Source organism: Xylanibacillus composti, from assembly GCF_018403685.1.
In the GTDB taxonomy this organism is placed as follows: Bacteria; Bacillota; Bacilli; order Paenibacillales; family K13; genus Xylanibacillus; species Xylanibacillus composti.
This window is the reverse complement of sequence record NZ_BOVK01000052.1, coordinates 1-23,814: the sequence shown is the minus strand read 5'-3', so window position 1 is coordinate 23,814 and position 23,814 is coordinate 1. Positions and strand designations below refer to the sequence as shown.

The window sequence follows — 23,814 nt, the reverse complement described above, 5'->3', positions numbered from 1 at the left end:
AACTTTAGCATAACCCCTAAAAATCATAGAAGATGAAGCTTCGCCCTAATGGGACAAAAGGATTATGTCCCCCTCTGTCGAATAGGCAATCATAGAATCGAAAATTGCTAGAGGGGTGATCATCCTATGACAATCCGAAAGAAGAAACTGTCCGCTCAAGCCCAGATACGCCAAGATATGAAAGCGATTACAGCGGCAGACGACCCTTCCACGCCCAGCCCGGACTCGTTCCGTTCAGAGATGAAAACCAGGTTCAATCCGTTCCGTACGATTGGCGGCAAGCTGTTTACTGTATTTATGGTCTTTATCGTCGTGTTGGTGTCTGGCGCAGGCATTTATTCATACAACACCTCGAAGTCTACATTGTCCGAGGAAGTGACTGTCTATACGGAACAGGCGCTGGGGCAAGTAACAGACAATCTGGAACTGATATTGAAGCAGTATGTAGATTTGACCATGCTGCTGGTGACAGACAGGGAAGTGAGCAATGCCATTACCGTTATGAGCGATAGTTCGGTATCCAGCTACGAGCGGTTGGAGTCTTCGCGCAATTTGGACAATAAGCTGGCATCCTTCGCATTGTCCGACAGCTCGATTAATGCGATTTTTTATTTCAACATGAACGGGGAGCTGGCATCCAGCTACAGCACGCTCGCGATCGATGGGAGTGTTCAGGAGGAGCCTTGGTTTGTTCAGGCATTGGAAGCCAACGGCGCTGCAGTCTGGCTGGGAATGAATCCCGACATACTGCAGGACCGCAATGGCGGCTCCACCTTCGGAGTGGTGAGGCTGCTGAAGGATGTCTATTCCCGAAACAGCGGCGTTCTGTATTTGCAGCTGAACAAAAACGTTCTTGCCGAACAGATGATGAAGCTGAAGCTGGGCGACAGCGGCAGCCTGCATGTCGTAAATGAAAGCAGGGAAATTCTGTTCGGCGCACATACAGAACAGCATGAGGGTCTGCTGGAAGCAGTGACACAGGCAGACATGGAAACGATGAGCAGCGCGGGTGACAGCTTGCGCTCCTATCAGCGGAATGGCTTGCTGTATATGCAGAGCAAGCTGGACGGGCTGGATTGGCATTTAATCGGAGCTGTGCCCGTGAATGAGTTGACGCAAAGCGCGAATAAAATTCTGAACGGCACGTTCACCATGATCGGCCTGGCTGTATTGATTTCGGTCATTGTCGGCATTGGCATGATGCGCTGGATCGGAGGGCCGCTCATTCGCCTTCGCAACCTGATGAATGAAGGAGAGCGCGGCAACCTTACGGTTCGCACGGAAGTGCGCAGCAAGGATGAAATCGGCCAGGTCGGAGAAAGCTTCAATCGCATGATGGAGCAAATTCAGAAGCTGGTCCAGCAGACGAATTCATCCGCGCAGGAGGTGCTGAACACGGCCAGCGAATTGACAGATGTGTCCAGAAGAACTTCCCACTCCTCCAAAGAGATTTCGCTTGCGACCGAGCAGATTGCGGAAGGCGCCATGACGCTGGCTACCGAGGCCGAGCGGGGCAACGGGATTTCGATTGAACTGGGCGATCAAATGCAGCATGTCCTGAAAGCGAACGCTGCCATGGGGCAATCTGCCGCCGGCGTGCGCGAGCTTAGCGAGCAGGGGACTTCTCTCATGGGAGCGCTCATCGGGAAGACCGAGCAAACCGAGCAGATGACCCGTTCTCTAGTAGAGAAGGTAGACAGGCTGAAGGCAAGCACGTCGTCGATTCGCCGGATTCTCGATGTGCTGAACGGGATTGCGCAGCAGACGAACATCTTGTCGCTCAATGCTACGATTGAAGCGGCCCGAGCAGGCGCGGCGGGCAAGGGGTTCATGGTAGTGGCTGACGAAATTCGCAAGCTCGCCGACCAATCCAGGCAATCGATCGACTCCGTTGGAGAGATGACGAATGCGATTCAGGCGGAAATGGAGGAGACGGTTGCCGTATTGTCCGAGGCCTACCCGATCTTCCAGGAGCAGATTAGCTCCGTGAATCAGACGAGCAGCATGTTCCATGAGGTGCGCAACGAAATGGAGGCGTTCACAGCGAAGCTGGATCAGGTAACAGCGTCCCTGCGGACACTGGAGCACTCGCAGCGGACGCTGTCTGAGGCAATGTCCAGCGTAAGCGCCGTCTCCGAAGAGTCTTCCGCCACCTCCGAGCAGGTGGCCTCCCTGTCCAGCGAGCAGCTGAATTCCAGTGAAGGGCTCGTCCGGCTGGCCGAGAAGCTGGAGCAGCTGTCCGAAGCGCTGCAGAAGTCGCTGGCCCGTTTTTCGATCTAGCCCTTCTGGCCAGTCAGGCATGGAAAGCCTGCATGTTTCGCGACTATTTTCCGATCAGACGCATTCGGGGTGTGCATTGCTGCACTTTAGCATTTGCCCGCCGCAGCAAGCTGCGCAATCCAACTTACACAAGAGGTTATCCCTTGGCAAGAAAGAGGGATAACCTCTTTTTTTTCGTTTACGGCAGCCCCGTTGTTTTTTTACACGTTTCGTTAATTGGTGTTCTGGTTTGGGATTCGACAGTGTTTTACCATAGGGATACAAACAGAAGTGTGGTGATGAAATGAGAAGCAATACAGAAAGGAACAAGAGCGGCGCGCTGGAGGCAGAGCTATCTGTACCCGCCGGCAAGACGAGCCGGCAGTCGCTGTGGAAACGATTCGCGCAGCAGTGGGAGTTCCAATTGATGATACTGCCGGCTATCGCGTTCCTGCTGATCTTCAACTACGCCCCGATGTGGGGGATTCTCATGTCCTTCCAGGAGTACAACCTGTTCAAGGGCTTCTGGGAAAGCCCGTGGGTCGGGTTCGATCATTTCCGGATGTTCTTCGACTCCCCCGAGTTCTGGAACATTATGCGGAATACCTTCGCGATCAGCTTCCTGAAGCTGCTGATCGGCTTCCCGGCGCCGATTCTCCTGGCCCTGATGCTGAACGAAGTCGGCCATTTGTTCTTCAAGCGGGTCGTGCAGACGATTACGTACATTCCCCATTTCATCTCCTGGGTGGTCGTGTCGGGACTGGTGTTCTCGATGCTTGCCGTGGACAACGGCGCTGTGAACGAAACGCTGCAGCGATTCAATCTGATTGAGCAGCCGATTAATTGGATGTCGATTCCCGAATATTTCTGGGGCATCCTGGTGACGGTCAATGTGTGGAAGGAGATTGGCTTCGGGTCCATTGTCTACTTGGCGGCCATCGTCGGCATCGATCCTTCGCTTTATGAATCAGCTTCCATAGACGGAGCAAGCAAGCTGCAGCAAATTTTCAAGATTACGATCCCATGCATTGCGCCGGTGATTGTTATTTTCCTGATCTTGAATATCGGCAATTTGCTGAATGCTGGCTTCGAGGACGTATTCGTCCTGACCCGAAACCTGAATAACGGCATTTTGATGTCAGTCGCCGTGACGATCGATACGTATGTGTACCAAATGGGCATTATCAATCAGCGGTTCTCTTATGCGACTGCGGCAGGGCTGTTCAAATCGATGCTGAGCATCATTCTGCTGATTGCCGCTAACGGCATTGCCAGAAGATTGGGGCGAACAAGCCTGTGGTAGCCGGATGACGAACTTGGGGAGGTGCTCTGGATGAAGCTGACCATGGGCGACAAGATCATGCAGGTGATCCTATACATCATTCTTGCGTTTCTCGCCTTCATTACCTTTTATCCGTTCTGGAATTCGCTTGTGCTTTCCTTCAATACCGGATCGGACACGTCCCTCGGGGGGGTGACCTTCTGGCCGAGGGATTTCACATTGGAAAACTATCAGATTGTCTTCAAGGAAAAGAAGATTTATCAGGCCTATTTCATTACGATACTGCGAACCGTGATTGGCACGGCGATGGCGATGTTCTTCACGTCGCTGTTCGCTTACGCTCTGTCGAAGAAAGGCATTGTGTTCAAGAAGTTTTACATGATCTTCGCTGTGTTTACGATGTTCTTCAACGGCGGGCTCATTCCGTACTTTATCGTCGTCTATCATTTGAATCTGTACAACACCTTCGCCTTCCTGATCCTGCACGGCATGATCAGTGTGTACAACATGATTATCTTCCGAACGTTCTTCATGGGTTTGCCGGATGGGCTGGAGGAGTCGGCCAAAATTGACGGCTGCACGAATTTCGGGGTGTTCTTCCGAATTGTGCTGCCGATTTCGGGTCCGGTCTTCGCCACGCTGTCTCTGTTCACGGCCGTGTTCTTGTGGAACGATTGGTTTTTCCCGGCGGTGTTCATCAATGACCAGAATTTGATCCCGCTGCAGACGATGCTGGTACAAATCATCAACGAGGGCACGACGGCGACGCTCATGGCTAATCTCAACTCGTATGCGCAAAGCATGGTGCAGAATTCCGTTACGGTTCGCTCGATCCAGATGGCTACGATGATGGTCGCCACCTTGCCAATCCTGTTCATCTATCCGTTCCTGCAGCGGTTTTTCGTGAAGGGCGTGCTCGTGGGCTCGCTGAAAGAGTAGCAAGCGGTTATGCAGCAGACTTGCCAGCAAGTCGGCTTCTAACATATATTCAAACTGGAAAGAGGGGAAAGAGACAAACATGAAGAAAAAAACTATGTTCACCCTGCTCATCGTGATCATGAGCGCTGTCATGGTTCTGTCCGCTTGCACCAGCAACAACGGCGGCGCCGAGAACGCGGCTGACGGCGCGGGGAGCAATGCCGCCGATTCCAACGGCTTAAGCGATGCCGACGCACGAGTCGATTCGGGCACAGGCGTCAAGCCGGTTACGTTCACGCAATATGTGAATTACGATTGGTTCACCGCTCCGACCTGGATTGAGCGTCCGCATGCGGCATGGATGACGGAAAATCTGGGCGTGGAAGTGGTGCCAGTGCAGTCGAACGGCGCTGCCGCACAGAAGCTGAATTCCATGATTGTGGCGAACGAGCTTCCCGACGCAATCGTTCTGGATCGCGGCAAGGATGTCGAGCGTCTGGTTGAAGCGGGCCGACTTGTTGCGCTCGATCCTTATTTGGAAAAGTATCCGGAGTTCGTAGAGACGATTGGCGCGGAGACGCTGAATATGCTTAGAAGCGCCGATGGCAAGCTGTATCAAATCCCGAACTGGTTCATCAGCGGCGACAACGGCAACGGCAATGCGGCTTATCTGGTGAACAAGAAGATTTATAAGGAGCTGGGCTCCCCGACTCTGGAAACATGGTCCGATCTGGAAGCATATCTGCAGCGGGTGAAGGCAGAGCATCCGGACGTTGTGCCGCTCGACTTCGGAGAAATTCGCGACGGCTCCGAGCTGCAAATGCTGGGCATGCTCTACAGCGGCGCCGCGAACGGGGCAACGCCTGCGTTCTTGTCGCCCAGTGGGGTGTTCGGCATCCCGAACGGGAATGAGCTGACGTCCATTTACAAGGATCCGGCGTTCAAGGATGCGGCGACCTTCGCCAGCAGACTGTTCCGCAGCGGGTTGACATCCCAGGACGTCTTCACCCAGACGCGCGATCAAATCTTGGAGAAGCTGAAGAACGGCAAGGTTGCGGTATTCGGCGCCTATGACGCGGTCGTCGAAGGGATTGGCCGCGAGGCGAACAATCTGCTGCAGGCGGAAGATCCGGAAGCCGGGTATGATGTGATCTGGCCGTTCCATAAGGAAGGCGTAGACAAGAATCAAGTGTTCCCGAGCGGGTACAACACGCTAGGTTGGAATGTCAATGTCATTACGACGAACGCGGAAGATCCGGAAGCCATCTTCTCCTTCATGAATTGGGCCATCAGCGAGGAAGGACAGCGCATCTTCTTCTTCGGTCCTCCGGGACTGTTCTATGACGAGGTCGTAGGCGGCGTGCCGGTTCCGAACGAGGCGTACATCAATCGTGATCCGAAGGCTTACGATGAAATGAAGATCGGCGAATTCAACTGGTATGGCCATACAAGCTATGTCGACACAACGAAAGCCAAGCGCGAGGAGTACTTGCCGGAGGAAGCGCAGGACTGGACGACGATTGCCCAATCCGAAGTTTCCTTCAAGACATCCAGGAACATGACCGAATTTTCGAATCTGGACCCGCTTCCCAACTCGAACGAAGGGATCATCATGCAGCGCCTGAAAGATCATTACAAGCAAGCGATTCCGAAAATCATCTTCTCCAAGAGCGATGAGGAGGTCGCGCAGCAAATCGAAGAAGCCGCCAGAGAGGCAGACCGTCTGGGGTACCAGGAAATTCTTGATTGGAAAACGGCCAAGTGGCAGCAAAATCTGGAACTCATGGGCCAAAAGTAATAATATAGATTGAAAGATAGACAGGATGGCGAGGCAGCCGTGTGAAATGTTATTGTGCCGTTCACACGCTTGCCAGCTTCTCGCCAATGCTTTCGTTCACCATATATAGTCTTTGGGCAGATTGAGGTATACGCTTCGGGTATGCCTCTTCTCCCATTTTTTCATTTGCAAGCCTGAAAGCGCTTGCTCGAGACAACATCTGTGCGGCAAGGGGGCAAGCCAATGTACAAAGCGGTATTAGTGGATGATGAGACCTATGATCTGGAAGGAATGCGGAAGCTGATCCCGTGGGAGGAGTTGAACATAGAGGTGGTTTGCTGTGAAAACAAGCCTCTGGCGGCATTGCGCTTCATTGAGAACCATGAGATCGATATTCTCGTCACCGACATCAAGATGCCGGTGCTGTCTGGCCTGGAGCTTGCCAAGCGGGCGGCTGAACGCAATCCGCAGCTGAAGACCGTCTTTATCAGCGGCTATCAGGATTTTCACTATGCGAAGCAGGCGCTGCACCTGAAGGCGGAGGGGTATGTGCTCAAGCCTGTGGACGATCATGAATTCGTGGCTATCCTGAAGGAGCTGACGGCGCAGCTGGATGCGGAGCGAACCGGCGAGAATTCCATTCACTCCTTTTCCTTTATCCGACATGACTTTATCCTGCATTTGCTTGAGGGAAGCATCGAGCCGGAACAGCTGAGAACCTTCGTGGAAGCCTATCGCGTGGCGTTCCCGCAAGGACCGATCCATGCGGCCTTGATTGAGATCGATGGAGCGGCGTGGAAGCAGCAGCATCTGCCGGAGTCCGAGCAAGCCGTGCTGGCGACCTATCTCCAGCAAACCGCGCAAGCAGTCGAGCGGCATCGGCTGGGCTATTGGTGCAAACTCTCCCCATATCAGCTCGGTCTTGTCTTCACGCAGGACAGCCGTGAAATCGAACAAGCGCTCACGGCATTAATTGAAGCGATCGGGCAAGCCTGCGCCTTCACGGTTACGGTCAGCTACGGACATGAGGTGAATCAGCTCGAAGCGATTCACCGCTCCTTCAAGCAAGCGCAGACATTCATGGCGTACAAGATGTTTCACGGCAACAACAGGCTGCTGTCCCCCCATGCTGTTTGGCGGCATGCCGAAGAACAGGATGCGTTCGATGTGAACCAAGTGCTGGACCGGCTTTTTTCTGCCATGGCCAACTACAGGCTGGTTCAAATCTGCGATTGCATTGAGGAATTGTTTCGATTGGTTAGCGGCTTTGAGCACCCCTCGAAGGTTTACAATTATGCGATCCATATCGTCACGAAGCTGGAGACTTACCTGCATACGCTCCATGAATCCTTCCGCAGTCTGCTGGGATTGGAGACGGATACGATTGCGATCGTACAGCAATTCGAAACGATTGCAGATATGCAGCGATGGATGCGCCGGACGACCTTCGAGATTTCCGAGCAGCTTTTCACGAAGAGGCAAAGCAAGAACCGCAAGCTGTTCGAGGATATCGAGCAGTATGTGGAGGAACGCCTTTCCGGCGAGATCACCCTGAAGGAGGCAGCCAATCATTTCTCCTATTCGCCCAACCACTTGGGCTTTCTCTTTAAGGATTACAAGGGGGAAAGCTTCAATGAATATGTGGTGAAGCGGAGAATGGAGCGAGCGAAGAAGCTGCTGCGCGACCATCATTGGAAGGTGTACGAGGTCGCCGATCAAGTCGGTTACAAGAGCCTGACCTACTTCAGCAGAACATTCCGTGAGATGGTCGGCCTGACGCCAGGCGACTATAGAAAGCAGAGATGATCCCGTATGAGCAAGAAGCGCAAACCGCTGTTCATCCCGTTTTCCTACAAGCTGTTTATCTCCTATCTGTTCATCATGCTTGTTCCGGTAATCGTGATCGGCAGCTACGCCTACATGACATCCGTGCAATCGATTGAACAGCATACGCGGGAGAACCTGGACGCAGCCGTCAAGCAGATCAAGCGAAATGTGGAGTTCCGGGTGAATGACGCGATGCGGAGCTCCGATGAGATTTACGCCGATCAGGTGCTGAGCCGCTATCTGTCCGGCTATTTCGTAGACTGGGACCGCTATGTCGTGACAACGCAATATGTGCTTCCGCGGGTGGAGCTTGCTTCCAACCTGCCTACGCAGAATGTCCGCCTTGCCTTGTATTTGGATGAAGCGAACTTCAGTGAATATTACTATAACGAGACCGAGGAAGCGCTGAGGTCCGGCGCCCGCCAGTTCGGTATTTTCCACACGAGCCGAATCAGGCAGGAGCCATGGTATCGAGCGTTGGACCTGACGTACAACAGCACCCTGTGGAAACAGGTGGGCAACGACTTTCAGTACCACAATATATCATTCCTGCGCCCGTTGATCGATTACGAGACGTTCGATTCCATCGGGCTGATTAAAGTAACCGTGAAGTTGAAGGATATCTTCGAGGATGTCGAATTCAATACGCTTGCTTCCGGCTCCCAGCTGTTCGTGGTTGATCCGAAGCAGGAGGTCCTCTTCGCCAGCTCGCACAACGCGATGATGTATGCGGGGTCCCTGCAGGTGGATGCAAGCGAGTACTTGGCCATAGAGGAGGAAATATCCAATTTCCCTGCCAAACTCGTCGCGTTGATCCCTGTATCGTCCTTCAAGGACAACTCCAGACTTGTGCGCAATATGACGATTCTGATCTGCTTGGTCAGCTTGCTTGTTCTTTTGCTGTTCAGCATGCTGATCTCGAGATATTTCTCCAAGCGCTTCCACAAGCTGATGGCTTCGCTAAAGTCCTTCAAGGAGGGGGAGCTGCACAAGCGGATTCAATACCGGGGCCATGACGAATTTGCCCTGATCAGCGATGCGTTCAATGACATGGCGTCCACAATCGAGAAGCTGATTGACGAGGTGTATATCAGCAAGCTGGAGAAGAAGGAAACCGAGCTGCAGGTCCTGCATGGACAGATGAACCCGCACTTTCTGTACAATACCTTCTCCTCGATCAGCCGCATGGCGAAGCTGGGAGAGATCGAGAAGCTGCATGAGATTATCCGATCCATGGCGAAATTTTATCGGCTCTCCTTGAACAAAGGGGAGATGGTCATCCCGATCGAGAAGGAGATTCAAATTATTGAAGCCTATCTTGAAATCCAGAATATCAAGTACGGGGACCGCATTCGCATCGAGTACGACATAGACCCTGACATTCTTCACTATGAGACAGTGAAGTTCATCCTGCAGCCATTCGTGGAAAACGCGCTGGAGCATGCCTGGTACGATGATGAGATTGCGATAAAACTGACGGCAGCCAAGGGGAAGGAGCGGATCGTGATGGCAATTGCGGATAATGGACTCGGCATGCGCGAGGATACGATTCAGGCGATCTTCAAGAAGACGGGCGAGCCGCTCGGCTACGGCATTCGCAACGTAGACCAGAGGCTCAAGCTGCATTTCGGCAAGGACTACGGCGTTCGCATCGAGAGCGAGGTTGGGGCGGGAACGACGGTGCGAATCGAGTTCCCTGTGCGCGAGTTTGAAGAAAAAAAGGAATAGCAGGCAGAGGGGAGCGCGGCGAAGAGGGGCCAAGCGCAACCTGAAAATGAAGTTCTTTTCCGTTGATTTGTGCAGTGTTCTATAAAGCGCTTTCATTATACAATGGAAGGTAGACCTTGGGTTCATTCTACTAGACAATCATTGGAGGAGGCGTCTGCAACTTGATCGACTTGAACATTCAACCTAGAAAAAACGGAGGGAATTGCTTCGACGACGTTCTGGATACCGTGACGCATTGGTATGGCAAGGATTTCCGCATGGTGCACGCAGAGGGATTGAAGTTTGCCTTTCATCCGGCATCGCCCGGCAAGCCCACGCTCGGAACGCGGATGCAGTTGGATTTCCAGAGGGCCTTTGCGTTAATGGAGACCTTCCACGGCTTGCGCATGAAGCTGCATCGCGAGCTTTCCCCGCAGGAAGCGATTCGTCTTATGGAGGAACAACTGCGGGACGGTCATCCGGTCATATTCGCGCAGGACGACCATTACAATCCCTGGAGCCCGAATTACGGCTTGCGGCACGATGCCCAGCACATGATGATTGCGATAGGCATTGACCCGGCAACAAAAGGCTTGCTGTGCATCGATCCCTTCTTCGAAAGGGAGAAATCCACGCTTGCCTACGACCTGTTCGAGCAGGGATTCGACCGCTGCATTACGGTGCAGCCCGTCGAGCCGAGCGTGGCGGATAATGCCGCCATTCTGGCCCGGCTGCGTGAATTGGTTCGGGAGGAACTGGATCAAGGCATGACCGCGGCAGGGATGCGGGCGTTGGCTGAAGCCTTGCCCGGGGTCGACATCGAAGAAGAGACCAGAGGGATAGCCACTTTCGGACACTGCCTGCTGTTTGTAGGGATGGGCGCCCTCATCATGGCACGCCGCAATTATGCGCTGATGCTGCGCTATCTGGCCGAGCGCGCCGCCAAGCCTTCCCTGCATGGTTCGGCGGATGCCTTCGATCAGTTGGTCAACAGATGGACCATCATTCGCGGCCAGCTGACCAAGCTGTATTCCCAGACCAGACAGGGGAGGAAGGATGGGGCTGCGCAAGACGCCATCACGAGCGACATGGCAGAGAAGATCATCGCAGCGAGCCAGGCAGAGAATGTGGCATTGGAAGCGCTGCATGAACTTTTGGGAAAAGAGGACAAGCTCGGCGAAGGGGAAGCGGCCACCGAAGCGGTCGACGCGAATGCGCTCACTGTCGAGCAGCTGATTCATGTTGATCTCATTCCTTACTTGACGGCGAGAGCGATTGAGAATCATGCCGACACCGCCAATATTGACGGGGAAGGGTATTATTTCTCACGGGAACCCGTTCCGCAAGGAATTCTTCATGCTGCCGATATGTCCTTCGCCTTTCCCGCGCATGAACTGGATGCTTATGACAGCCTGCTCTGCGAAGGCCAGGTCATCGAGTTGTCCGCCGGTCCATGCAAGGGCATCATGCTTCTTGGCTGCAGCACCTTCGGCGACTACCAATCCGCGCTGACCGTTGAGTTCGATGACCAGTCCGCGCTGGATCTGAAGTTCGGCTTTTCGGACTGGTGGACATATACGCCGGTAGACGGCGAAATCATCGCCTGGCGATCCAAGGCGAGGCGCAGAGGGACGGGCGAACTGCCTACCGAGACGAATCTGTACGCCAAGAAAATTCCGTTCCCTGCCGTCCGCACCCCTGTGAGACTGCGGCTGCCGGATTTGCCGAACATCCATCTGTTTGGCATCACCCTGTGGAAGTAGTGTGCTCCGGCGAGCTCTCCGCGCTATTTCCATCAGTTACAGCCGGCTGGACGGGGGCGCTCCTCACGCTTGTGCGGCAGCGTCCCCTTGCCGCAGCTGTTCATCCTTCGGCAGCCAGATGGCCAGCACGCCCAGCAGCGGAAGCAAGCCCGATACCTTCATGACCAGGCTGATGCTGGTCATATCCGCAATGCCCCCGAGAACAGCTGCACCGACCCCTCCTATGCCGAAAGCAAGCCCGAAGAACAGTCCGGACACAAAACCGATTCTTCCCGGAAGCAGCTCCTGCGCGTAGACCACGATAATGGAAAACGCAGACGACAGAATAAAGCCGGCCAACACAGCCATGATCCCTGACCAGAAGAGGTTCGAGTAGGGCAGCAATAGCGAGAAGGGGGCTGTACCCAAGATTGACCACCATATAATCGTACGTCTGCCGAAGCGGTCGGCCATGGGGCCACCCAGGAATGTGCCGACGGCTGCAGCCGCCAGGAAGGCAAACAGATAAAACTGAGCGTTGCGAATCGACACGCCGTAATCATCAATTAAGAAAAATGTATAGTAGCTCGTAATACTGGAAATATAGACGTTCTTGGAAACAACGAGCGTCATAAGTATGACCATTGCCCACGCTACTCGCTGTTTGGACAGAAGCGGCCTATTTGCCCGATTGTTGTTGCCCGCGCGCGCTTTCACCTTCGGTTTGGGCACAGCAAGCTGTTGCTTGTACCACTTGGCTACGTACCATTGGATCAGAATGCCGGTGATCGCGACGAACACGAACCAGATCACGCCCAACTGCCCGATATGTACGAACAGGAGGGCTGTCATAATGGGACCCAGCGAGCTGCCCAAATTGCCGCCTACCTGAAAGATGGATTGCGCAAGGCCGCGTCTTTGGCCTGCTGCCAAATATGCGACTCTCGATGATTCCGGATGGAAGATCGCCGATCCGATACCGAGTGCGGTAACAGAAAGCAGGATCAACGCATAATGGGGCGCAAGGGCAAGGCCGACGATGCCTATAAGCGTAAAGCAAACGCCGATAGGCAGGATGCTCGGCATGGGCCGCTTATCCGCAAATTGGCCGATCAAAGGCTGGAGCAAGGATGCCGTCAAATTCATCGCCAGCGCGATGATGCCGATCTGCGTATAGGTTAAGCTCAGCTCATCGCGCAATATCGGGAATAGGGCAGATACCGTCGACTGCATCGTATCGTTCAGCAGGTGAACGATGCTGATTGCGAACAGAATGGGGAAAACCGTTCTACTTGCGGATGGGCTCGACGACTCGGCTTGGGTTGCAGCAGGTTTCGCATTGTTCAAGAGAAGGACATCCTTTCCTATTTTTCAGCTGATGAAAGTATGAGCAGGAATATAACAGAGATTTTTTAGGTTGTAAAGGCAGTTTTTTTATGAAAATAAGGAAGGGAAGAGAATTGGCAATAGTCAGAATTCACTTTATACTTATACCTGTCTCGTTACATTCGTAAAGGGCTCATGTTAGTGGAAGGATGATAAGACTGTGGACATACCTGATCTTAATCTATTTATGATGTGTGCATCGTTCAATACGACTGCGGCTCGTACAATGCCGCCAGGGTTCCATATAAGAACGTGCAGAAAGAACGAGTTGGACATCTGGAAGGACATCCACTTCGATGATCCTCACACTGCGGCGCAATACCGAGATTTTATGACGAAGTATTTCGAGGATGTGTATGCGAGCAAAGGGGACTTGTTCTATGAAACCTGCCTATTTGTGTGCAACACGGAAGATGAGCCGATAGGTACCTGCTTCATCTGGAAGGCCTATAACCAGGTTCAAACGCTGCATTGGTTCAAGGTAGTGAAAGCGTACGAGGGAAGGGGGATCGGCAGGGCGCTGCTGTCCATAGTCCTGCAGCGGCTTAAGAAGGAAGACTATCCTGTATATCTCCACACGCAGCCTTCCAGTTTTCGGGCCATTAAGCTGTATGCGGACTTCGGCTTTTGCCTGTTGTCTGACCCGGTAATCGGAGGCAGACAGAACGACTTGGAAGCATGCCTGCCTATTCTGGAGCAACATATGCCTGAGGAAGACTTCAGGAAGCTGCAAGTTTGCAAAGCGCCGCAAGCATTTCTGGATGCGGTCCGTTCATCGGAGGTTCATGAGTTCTGATTGAGTGAGGACTGCGAAGCCGACAATCTGGCGTCAATCGTTCTATTGCAACAGTTGGACAAATCTATGAAACAGGAGAGATGTATATGGCAGGCACTATCATCAACCCAATCTTGCCGGGGTTTAATCCGGATCCGTCATTTTTGCGCGTCGGAGAGGACTATTACATTGCGACTTCCACCTTCGAGTGGTTTCCAGGCGTGCAAATCCATCATTCCAGGGATCTCGTTCATTGGGAGCTGATCGCCCATCCGCTGCAGCGTTTGTCACAGCTCAATATGACCGGGAATATCAATTCAGGGGGCATCTGGGCGCCTTGCCTCAGCTATGACGAGGGCACCTACTATCTGATCTACACGGATGTCAAGTCGAGAAGGGGCGCCTTCAAGGACACGCACAACTACCTGGTGACCGCCAAGGATATCAGAGGCCCTTGGTCTGATCCCGTATATTTGAACAGCAGCGGCTTCGATCCTTCGCTGTTTCATGATGAGGATGGACGCAAATGGCTGCTGAACATGCTGTGGGATTTCCGGAAGGGCAGGAACGCTTTCGCCGGAATCCTGCTTCAGGAATATTCTGTCGAAGCCCGGCAGCTTATTGGCCCGGTTTACAATATCTTCAAAGGGACCGCATTGGGGTTGACTGAGGGGCCCCATTTGTACAAGCGCAACGGATACTACTATTTGATGACCGCTGAGGGCGGCACCCAGTATGAGCATGCGGTGACGGTCGCACGGGCGAAGTCCATTACCGGGCCTTATGAGACGGACCCGGCAGGACCGATGCTCACCAGCAAGGGGCATCCCGAGCTTCCGTTGCAGAAGGCAGGCCACGGGTCATTGGTCGAGACCCATACGGGCGAATGGTATTTGGCGCATCTATGCGGACGCCCCGCAGCAGCCCGGTATTGCATATTGGGAAGGGAGACGGCTCTGCAGCGGTGCGGCTGGACAGAAGATGGCTGGCTGCGATTGGCGGATGGCGGGAATGCGCCCTCAGTTGAAGTGCAGGCGCCTGCGATTCCGGCGGCCCCAGTCAAGCCGATTCCGGAGAAGGACGACTTCGATGAGTCGGAACTTTCCCTGCATTGGAACACATTAAGACTGCCGCCTGATCCGTCATGGCTGTCCCTGACTGCGAGAACAGGCTACTTGCGCTTGTCGGGACGGGAATCGATGAGCTCGCTGCATGCGCAAAGCCTGGTAGCGAGACGCCAGCAATCCTTCCATTTCGAAGCGGAGACGGCAGTTGAATTTGAACCTGAGCATTTTCAGCAAATGGCGGGACTCATACTCTATTACGATACAGACGATTATGTTTACTTGCGCCTGACCCATCTGGAGGGTGTGGGGAAGGTTCTAGGCATTATACAGTCGATTGCCGGACAGTATGACGAGCTGCTGGATGAGGAAGTGGTAGTGGAGGGGAACGAGCGCTGCTATCTGAAAGCCGTTGTTCATCGCGAGCGCCTGCAGTTTCACTACTCGTTGGACGGGGAGGCTTGGAAAAATGTGGGTCCGGCAATTGGTATTCGGCATCTGTCCGACGATTATGCGGATCTCATCCGCTTCACAGGCAATTTCGTCGGCGTCTGTGTGCAAGACTTGGCTGGCACGCGAAAGCATGCGGATTTTGATTACTTCCGGTATAAAGAGTTGTAAAGCTGTGGATGTGGCCTGAGAATCAGAGTCTCTCAAGACATATGATTGATCTGAGCCGATTTCGCCGCCTCACACACTTGACTGTCGCTTGCATCCGGATTCGTCATGCGGACGTTGACCGCGATCATCGTGTCGAACAGGAAGGAGTCCTGGCATAGAACATACGGATGATGAGGGGATAGCGATGAGGCGCGACAATCTTTTCTCTCAGCTATAAATTGTATCAATATGTTATACTCATTGTAATCTCTTTCTTGAAGATTTCGAATCTTGAGAGAAAACATCGAATGATAAGGGGGACAAGAAATGAGAGACACTGTACTTTTGGCAAAGAAAACTTTCATTCTGCTTCTTTGCATTCCTGTCTGGTTCATGACATTTTCAATTCATGCGCATGGACTTGATGTTTACGAGAATTTTGTTAAAGCTGGCGCGGGAAAATGGTATTCCATGGCGTTGACAGAAAACGGGACATTGTATTACTGGGGGAATGACGCTCAATACGAGGTGAATGCTGACAGTCCTGACGGCACCAACATAGCTGTTCTCGGAAAGGAAGGGGAGTGGACAGACTTCTCTGCGGGGATGTACCATTTTGTAGCAGTGAAAAAAGATGGAACGATGTGGAGCGCAGGCTTCAATGATGCTGGCCAATTGGGGACTGGCCATACGGAAACCCGTTTGGACTTGCAGCAGATCGGCAAGGGAACGAAGTGGAGCAAGGTTTCTACTAACTATGCTCATAATGTTGCTCTGGCCCAGGATGGCACCCTATGGGCATGGGGGGCGAATTGGAACGGTCAGCTGGGCAATGGGACAACCGCTCAGAGCAATGTTCCGATTAAGATTGGCAGAGACAATGATTGGAGTGATGTGACTGCTGGAGAGCGATTTACAATTGCCCTGAAACAGGATGGCTCGATGTATGGCTGGGGCGCGATGTTTGGCGGACGGCTTGGCGTGGGCCATACGAGTGCAGATCTCCAGAAGACTCCGCGAAAGTTGAATGATAGCAAGTGGAAAACAGTGTCGTCAGGGAGTGCGCAAACCTGGGCAATCCGATCCGATGGCACATTGTGGCTTTGGGGCTTTAAGGGATTCTTCTTTGAGAACGAGGATGACGATCCGTATTTCCTGGTGCCGGAGCAAGTCGGCAAGGACAACGATTGGAAGATGGTTTCTGCGCAGGACGGCTTGTATGGATTGGGGATTGTAGCCCTCAAGCAAGACGGATCGCTTTGGGGGTGGGGCTTCCATGCGGGGACAGAAGCGTTCGAGAAAATTGGCGACAGCAAGGAATGGATGTCCATTTCGCATAACAGCTATGATTCCGGGCATATGCTGGCCATCAACCATGACGGGTCATTGTGGGGCTGGGGCATCAATTACAGCGGACAGCTGACACAAGGTAAGCTCCCCGAGGATGAATGGGACAACTCGTATGAGAATATTGTAGAGATTTTTCCATCGATCCAGTTGCAAGTCAACGACGTGCATGTGGCGAATCAATCCGGAGCCAGATCATTTGTTGATCGGGGCAGGACGTTAACGCCGTTGCGCGATGCCTTGACAGCGATGGGCGTTACGGACATTCACTGGGACGGAGCCAATCAGACAGTCACGGCTACGAAAAATGACACGACCCTCAAACTGAAGGTTGGGGAAAGCGAGCTTTACGTCAACGGTGAATTGTATGACCGTCTGGAGGTTCCTGCCGTGGAGAAGAATAGCCGGATTTTCATTCCGTTACGGGCAGTAGCGAACGCCTTCCAGTATGAAGTAACCTTTTCCAAAGAGACGAACACCATAAATTTAACGGAACGATAACCTTTGATCCGACTTGCTTGAGATATGAGAGCGATATGGGTTGGATGACCAGTTACTCAGCCTTGATGGGCCTTGCGCCTTTCGAGGCTTTTTTCTTCTTGTTCCATCGGCAAAGCACCGACCGGCCGGATAACAGACTCGCAGTTGCGCTTTTTTTATCCTGTATTTTTTTCAGCCGCAGTGCGGTATATTTAATGTAGATATTTATTTATAAAATTATGAATTTTCAGAATTTAAGGAGGTTTATGGATACCATGGAGCTGACCAATAGCAAGAGAGTGCTGCGCTCATCCAGCTATGTGATGATCGAGCAAACAGCCGAGGAGCAGGAAGAGAACGACCGAAGAAGCGGCAGGGCGCTTGAGAAGCTCAACTTCATCCGGCAAGTGCGCATGAAGCCCGAGGATGTCGAGAGAGCCAAAGCATGGACCCTGCGACAATTGGGCGCAGCTGAGAACACTTGGGTGGAAGAGAGCTTCGGCAGGCTGATCCGCATTGTAGGCATCTTGCACGAGAACGAAGGCAAGCCTGTGAGTAATTTAGCGCTTGCTTCGCTTGCCTCTCCTATTCCTTCACGGTTCCTTTCCGATATTGCCGCGTTAATGGCAGAGAGGGATGACCGAGGGAATCTGGCGTTCCTCGTTGAGGCATTCAAGAAGCGAATGAAGACAGCACCGGTAGGGCAGCTTCACCTGGAACGAATTGAGATGTATCCCGTTGGCGTGGAACGCGGCGAGCTCATGTACACGGTACCGCTTGCGCCTAAGGAAACGGTTACGATTTCTCACAAGGAATGGGCGACGACAAGCGAAGAGTACGAGCGCATTATCCAGGATTATTTCGAAAGCTACAGCGAGCGAGGTGTCGCGGAAAAGACGGATGCATCCATATCGACGGAAAACGAGTCGAAGCACGCCAGCGCCTTCAACTTCTCCGCGCAGGTGAGCGGAAGCTATGGCCCCGTATCGATGACCGTAGCAACAGGACTGAACAATAATGCGGAGAATCGGCAGGTGGTGAAGGACAGCACCCAGCGTGCCCGTGAAGTGACGGAGAAGGCCTCTGCCAGAACGCGGCAAGAGCATAAGGTTTCCTTCAAGCTCGAAACGAAGCGAGGCGTTGAGGACAGCTCGTTCCGTACTATTACGAATCCGCATGATGACCGCGCGCTGCGCATTGACTACTACCGCATGATGCGGAAGTGGCGGACTGATCTGTTTCGGTATGGCCTGCGTCTGACCTTTGACATCGTCATTCCGAATCCGGGAGCCCGGCTGTGGGCGCTGCATCGGCGGGTGCGGGAGCTGGATGAGCGGGTGCGCCAGCCCTTCGTGTTCACTTTGAAGCTTGATGGCTTGACCGAGGACAATTGGAAGGCAGAGGCCGATAAATATGGAGCGGTCATCGAACCGCCGCCGCCGAAATCGATACCGATTAGCATCACTCGCTCTCTCCAAGACCCTAACGGGGGGATGGAAATTTTCGAGTTTGCCGCTCCCGATGGCTATCGAATGGACAGCAGCGGAGTTCGAATTGAAGGCATGTGGTTAGGCCCTGACAATCCCAGCTTGATGTTCCCGCCAGCCACGAGTTTGCAGGTTAGTCCCTATACCGTCACTTCCGCAGAGAAAGGCGGCACCTTCACAGGGAGTTCGACCGGTTCAGGGAGCGGCAAGCACGGCAGTTTTTTCATGTACTACTCGAAGGTCAACCGAGTCACCATTACGGTAGGGATGGGGGCTGTTAGAGAGCAAGGGACGCTCGAAGCTTGGCGGACCAAAGGCTGGACAGCGCTGCGCGATACAGCGTTTGCCAAATGGCAGGATGAAATCGCCAGACTTCAAGCGGAACGCGATCGGCTATGGATGGAGCTGTCGGGCAAGGACACGCTGACGCTGCGCCGCCTGGAGCGTGAGGAGCTCATTCGCCAGACGCTGCATTGGATCATTGGCGAACAGTTTGATCCCGCCCCTTCCGAAGTAGGGAAGATCCTGAAGAAGCTGGTGGAGATGGAACAGCACCAGCTTCCTGATGAAATGCCGAACGCCGACGCAGCCCGCCAGCTTTCGAAGGACGAATGGGCGACTGCGGCAGGATTCGGGGACATCGTCAAGTATCTCCACCATGCGGTTGAATGGGAGAACCTGCTTTATTTCCTTTATCCGTATTTCTGGGGCTCGGACGACATGGCGCGGGAGAAGATGCTGTTCGAGCATCCGGACGTCAACCATCGGGATTTCCTTCGGGCAGGCTATGCGCGCATCGTGATTCCGGTCAGGCCGGGCTTTGAGGAGTCCTTCACCAACCTGATCAATACCGGCGTGTTCTCCGACCAGGATAAGACGCCTTATATGACGATTGCGGAGGAGGTAGCGAACTTCGCCCGCACGAATTATGCCAGCATCCCGCCTGCCAATCCGGAGAAGCATGCGCGGCCGCTGCTTCATCCGGAGCAGCGCAAGACCTGGGATACGATGCAGAAAGTCATTAAGCTGATTGAAGATTATTACGATACCCACCGCGCCTATCCGGCCGACTTGTCGGTACTGCCGGGCGCACCATTCCAGGATGCCTGGAACCATGATTTGGTCTATAAGAATCCGGGCAGCAGCCACGACTATGATCTCCTCTCCTTAGGTGCGGATCATACAGCAGGCGGTGAAGGAGTCAATGCGGATATGTCCGCCGCCGCAACGGCGTCTCTGGTGGCGAGCTGGTTCGATTACACGCCGACCAGCGGCATAGATATTGAGATACAGAATAAGTTTGACGAAGATGAAGAGGGTTAATCAGAAGCCGGATGAGGCTGTGCCTGTCAGGCGGGAAGCTCTAGCTGTTTCCGCCCGCCTTGGCATGCATGAACATAGGCGAGGTGGAAAATGAAAACCGTTACCAGGTGCATGGCGCCGATCTATGCGAATGCAGGAGATCCGGGCGCGCCGAATGAGATGTCCCCGATCCATGCCAGTGCCTTCGGGCTGAAGATCGTCGAAGCGCCCATTGTTCTTGACTATCTCAAGGAAACTTCCGCGATCGTCCAGAATGTGCATGCCCCTCAGAGCAGCTTGTTCAATGACTGGTGGGATACGCTCCGCAAGGAGGATTACGTGAATATGCTGGTTCGGCGCCACAAGAGCCTGAAAGGATTGGCAGAGAAGCTGCAGGCGGATAAAAGACTGCCTTGGCCGGATATCTCCACCTATAAAGGGGTAAGTCCTGCTCGCCTTGCCTATGGCGACGTCATCGGCCGCAAAAGACAAACTGGCGAACGCAGCGAATTTTACGATATCAAGCCTAACAGCAAACCGGGCATCCGGGCGGCAGAGCAGAAAGTCCAACGTTTACTGGACAGCTATAGGCGGCACGGACTCGCCGGCATCTACAAACCGGGAGAGTTTTATCCGCAGGGAAGAAAGAAGAAAATCTATGTCAGCGATAAATTCCAGGCCATCTTCCTCTACCTCATCCATATTCTTCTGCCGAAACTCAACGTCGAGTTTCTTGATATGTACATACATGTGGAGCGAAGGTTCGCGGGATGCTTGCTCTACGAGATCTGTGTCACGTTCAGACGGCCGGAGCAGGATTGGAAAGAGGTGGATGACTGGGAAGTGGCTGCTTTTTGCATCCGCAATTTCTTGCGCGCGCATACAATCGGCGAGACTGCCGAGGTCCGTAAGCAAGCTATGGCGTATGCAGATCAATTGGCGCCTGTCGGCAGCGATATCGGGGATTACAGGCCGAGAGGAACCTTGAAGGGGCTGGACTTGAAAAAGGTTCCGCTGCTTCAGGTTCGTGCCGAATCGATATCTTCCGAGCTGGAAGGCAAGGCGAGTGTTGCGGGGATTCGCGATGTGATGTATTCGAGGCTCATGGGAAAGCCCGGCGACCGCTACTTCTTGTGCTGCGACGAGACATACTACCAGCAGTCTATCCAATTGCCAGCCCTTGTGAAGGTGCAGTCGCAGATCAACCTGCTTAAGCTGAACCGAACGATGAAAGGCGCTTATGCATCAGGCGCGCTGCCGGATCTCATTCAGATCTCCGCCTTTACATTCAAGGAAGTCAATCAAGCTAATCTCCACATATTGAAAGAAGTCGCCCAATACGTGGTCGATCATCCCACAGAAACCGTCGTCGTCGTATCGGTGGTTGTCCTGGTGACCGGGCTGCTGCTCATCACGCTCATGAGCGAGGGAGCGGCTGCGCCCATTACGGCGCCTGCGATTGGCACCTTGTCGGAGACGGCCTCCGGTATGGTCGCGGCAGCGAATACGGCCAGAACAGCTGTCATGGCCACAAGCGTCATGGCTGAAACAGGTGCTGTATCGACACCCGTCTCGGCCGTCGCCGATTCCCTGCTCGTTGCGGAAGCGACCGGCACTGCGCAAGTCCCAACTGTGCTAACATGGGCTCGTCATGTCGCTGCACTTGGCGCCAGGGCGGAAGGAGAAGTATTAGCAGCCAAAGCGCAAAGCGTGATCGATGAGATGCTGGTGAAAGCGCTGAGTGAAGCGTCCAAGGAAGCGATGAAGAAGGCAGCAGTCGAAGTAGCCGGGGGGACAGCGCTGTCTGTCATTGGATTATCGTCCACACCTGCTTATGCAAGCGCAACATCAGCCTCCAACGCTTTGGCTAAAGATAAGAATGAAGAAGGAGCACAGTCTAATTCTCTTGGGCGGTTAGCGGCTAATTCCCCGGTAGGGCGCTTGTTTCTGGTGAAGACGAAGAAGGCATTTCTCTACCCATATCGAGAGATCCCCAAAATGCACGAACAATTCGATGTTCACTATTTCGCTGATGACAATACAATTCGTTCGGAGAACGAAAAAAAACCTCTTGAAAAAGCGAGACTTCTCGGTATTTTGCATGTCGAATAAAAGCAGGCTATTCTCGGTTGACACGCAAATCTTCTGCTATCCAGTACCAGCCCATTTATGAAAGCGAAGGTTGAACACAAAGTGGTTGTGAAAAAGCTATACTTATTATAAAATTAAGAATACTCGTTAAATTAGGGATCAAACAAAATTGCAGGATGCAAAGGGGATTGATAAGTCAACGACTTATGATCGTTTGAGGGACAAGATCGAATCTATTTACAATGAGTACGCAACGATATGCTTGGTTGGATCTGTCCGGCTTCCCGTTCATGTAGATAAGCAGAACATCGAAAGAGACAACCTTGCCTGATTGAACATCATTGTTGTATGCAGCCCTTGCTATTACGAATGCGCTTTCGAATTTCATGAACTTGACAAAAGGAAGTGGAAGTAGTGAGGAAAGTTCTAGAGGTATTTGACCCGCCAATCATTTCTTATTACCATCATGCTCATTATTTATCAATGGTTGATACAAAGGAACAATATGAAGGTTGGTTTTTGAGTAATTTCATTCAATTGAAATGTTTTCATGACTTACCTACAAATAGGTTGTCGCAACTTGATTTTTTCCATGAAACATATTTCTCGCAATATGACGACTTCTTGGAAGATGTAGTGCGAATATATCCCGGGGGAGTAATACGATTTATCATTGATGCGATTAATCGAAACGAATACGTAGAAGCTATCCTGAACGACTACTATATCCCGCACTCTGAAAGATACCTGGTATCAAATTATGATCATAATATACTAGTCTATGGGTATGACACTTCCCAAAACATCTTTTACACTCGTTTCATAGGTAAGAAGCACTATACCGATTACGAAATTACTTTTGACGAACTAGAAACAGCTTTTTTGCAACAAAAAGGTGTGCCTATACAGGCCTATTATTTTAACCTTTTCAATTATTCGAATGGCAAGCCGCAGTTTGATATGAAACGGATCATTCGGTACTTGGAAGATTATTTGGCATCATCATATCGATATAAACAAACACAGTTTGCGTTAGGGCTAGAGGTCTATGAATACATAGCTAAATACTTGGTGGAATTGCGCGAAAAGCGAACATATTATGATATTCGTCCGCTGCATTTGTTGTGGGAACATAAAGCGATTATGCTCCGCAGAATTATATACTTAAAAAATATTGAAGCATTAAACGAAGAAACGGCATGCATAGAAGACTTTGAAAAATTAGCTAAAATAGCGTTGAGTGCAAGAAATCTTCTTTTGAAATATTCAATAACGAATAAACCCAATTTATTAGATGAAGCGATAACGATAGTGATGGATATTAAATCTCAAGAAAGGGAATTATTACAAAAGGTTGTTGCCGAATTACGGAGTAAATTCTCGTTGTGAGCCTTGTCCGAATTATGAAAAATAAGTTGAGTCCAGAAGGTCAATATCAGCCGTTCTTGTAAAACTTATTGTTCTGATGTTGTTTTAGAATGGGATAGGCCATGGGATCTCCGCAATTGAGAATATTCTTCGTATTGAAGCCGAGTAAGACTTGGAAGGTTTTCAGTGTCGAATAGCAGATTAACAATAATGAATAAGTGCCTACACTTGAACAACAAAATACAAGTAATTTGATTTAGCCGGAAAGCCCATACCTCTGCTTTCCGGCTTATACAGTTTTATGAATGAAGATAGCTACGAGGGGGAGCTTGAAAACCCACTATCTTTGAATCTGTATACGTATGTGCATAATAATCCGCTCACTAACATTGATCCTACCGG

At 52.1% G+C, this 23,814-nt stretch carries 14 protein-coding genes; 13 read left to right on the top strand and 1 reads right to left on the bottom strand.

Annotated features, from left to right (window positions below; all coding sequences use genetic code 11):
• The first annotated feature begins 126 nt into the window (after positions 1-126).
• From XYCOK13_RS16905 to XYCOK13_RS16875, 7 genes are all read left to right on the top strand, one after another.
• Positions 127-2,280 carry a methyl-accepting chemotaxis protein gene (locus tag XYCOK13_RS16905; RefSeq protein ID WP_213413418.1) on the top strand — a complete coding sequence of 718 codons (2,154 nt, stop codon included), beginning with the start codon at positions 127-129 and terminating at the stop codon, positions 2,278-2,280.
• Between the two features lie 283 nt (positions 2,281-2,563).
• Entirely contained in the window at positions 2,564-3,562 is a 999-nt protein-coding gene (locus XYCOK13_RS16900; RefSeq protein WP_213413417.1) for an ABC transporter permease, read from the top strand.
• Between the two features lie 30 nt (positions 3,563-3,592).
• Entirely contained in the window at positions 3,593-4,480 is an 888-nt protein-coding gene (locus XYCOK13_RS16895; protein ID WP_213413416.1) for a carbohydrate ABC transporter permease, read from the top strand.
• A gap of 79 nt (positions 4,481-4,559) precedes the next feature.
• Positions 4,560-6,257, top strand: coding sequence for an extracellular solute-binding protein (locus XYCOK13_RS16890; RefSeq protein ID WP_244865224.1), 1,698 nt, complete (start codon positions 4,560-4,562; stop codon positions 6,255-6,257).
• 222 nt (positions 6,258-6,479) lie between these two features.
• Positions 6,480-8,042 carry a helix-turn-helix domain-containing protein gene (locus tag XYCOK13_RS16885; RefSeq protein ID WP_213413415.1) on the top strand — a complete coding sequence of 521 codons (1,563 nt, stop codon included), beginning with the start codon at positions 6,480-6,482 and terminating at the stop codon, positions 8,040-8,042.
• 6 nt (positions 8,043-8,048) lie between these two features.
• Positions 8,049-9,791 carry a sensor histidine kinase gene (locus XYCOK13_RS16880; RefSeq protein WP_213413414.1) on the top strand — a complete coding sequence of 581 codons (1,743 nt, stop codon included), beginning with the start codon at positions 8,049-8,051 and terminating at the stop codon, positions 9,789-9,791.
• A 161-nt stretch (positions 9,792-9,952) separates the two neighbouring features.
• A complete protein-coding gene (locus XYCOK13_RS16875) occupies positions 9,953-11,533 on the top strand; it encodes a beta-sandwich domain-containing protein (RefSeq protein ID WP_213413413.1) in 1,581 nt (526 codons plus the stop codon).
• A 63-nt stretch (positions 11,534-11,596) separates the two neighbouring features.
• On the opposite strand, the gene XYCOK13_RS16870 is transcribed toward XYCOK13_RS16875, so the two are convergent.
• On the bottom strand, positions 11,597-12,859 hold the full coding sequence (locus tag XYCOK13_RS16870) for an MFS transporter (protein ID WP_213413412.1): 1,263 nt from the start codon (positions 12,857-12,859) through the stop codon (positions 11,597-11,599).
• A 199-nt stretch (positions 12,860-13,058) separates the two neighbouring features.
• Between XYCOK13_RS16870 and XYCOK13_RS16865 the strand changes: the two genes are divergently transcribed.
• From XYCOK13_RS16865 to XYCOK13_RS16840, 6 genes are all read left to right on the top strand, one after another.
• Positions 13,059-13,694: a GNAT family N-acetyltransferase gene (locus tag XYCOK13_RS16865; protein ID WP_244865223.1), complete on the top strand. Its 636-nt coding sequence runs from the start codon at positions 13,059-13,061 to the stop codon at positions 13,692-13,694.
• Positions 13,695-13,780: 86 nt separating this feature from the next.
• Positions 13,781-15,358 carry a glycoside hydrolase family 43 protein gene (locus tag XYCOK13_RS16860; RefSeq protein ID WP_244865222.1) on the top strand — a complete coding sequence of 526 codons (1,578 nt, stop codon included), beginning with the start codon at positions 13,781-13,783 and terminating at the stop codon, positions 15,356-15,358.
• A gap of 306 nt (positions 15,359-15,664) precedes the next feature.
• Complete coding sequence (locus XYCOK13_RS16855) at positions 15,665-17,185, top strand: RCC1 domain-containing protein (protein ID WP_444545990.1); 1,521 nt, start codon at positions 15,665-15,667, stop codon at positions 17,183-17,185.
• Positions 17,186-17,439: 254 nt separating this feature from the next.
• Positions 17,440-19,974, top strand: coding sequence for a type II secretion system protein GspG (locus tag XYCOK13_RS16850; RefSeq protein ID WP_213413409.1), 2,535 nt, complete (start codon positions 17,440-17,442; stop codon positions 19,972-19,974).
• A gap of 90 nt (positions 19,975-20,064) precedes the next feature.
• A complete protein-coding gene (locus XYCOK13_RS16845) occupies positions 20,065-22,065 on the top strand; it encodes a hypothetical protein (protein ID WP_213413408.1) in 2,001 nt (666 codons plus the stop codon).
• A gap of 393 nt (positions 22,066-22,458) precedes the next feature.
• Positions 22,459-23,433, top strand: a complete 975-nt coding sequence (locus XYCOK13_RS16840; protein WP_213413407.1) for a hypothetical protein — start codon at positions 22,459-22,461, stop codon at positions 23,431-23,433.
• Positions 23,434-23,814 lie beyond the last annotated feature (381 nt).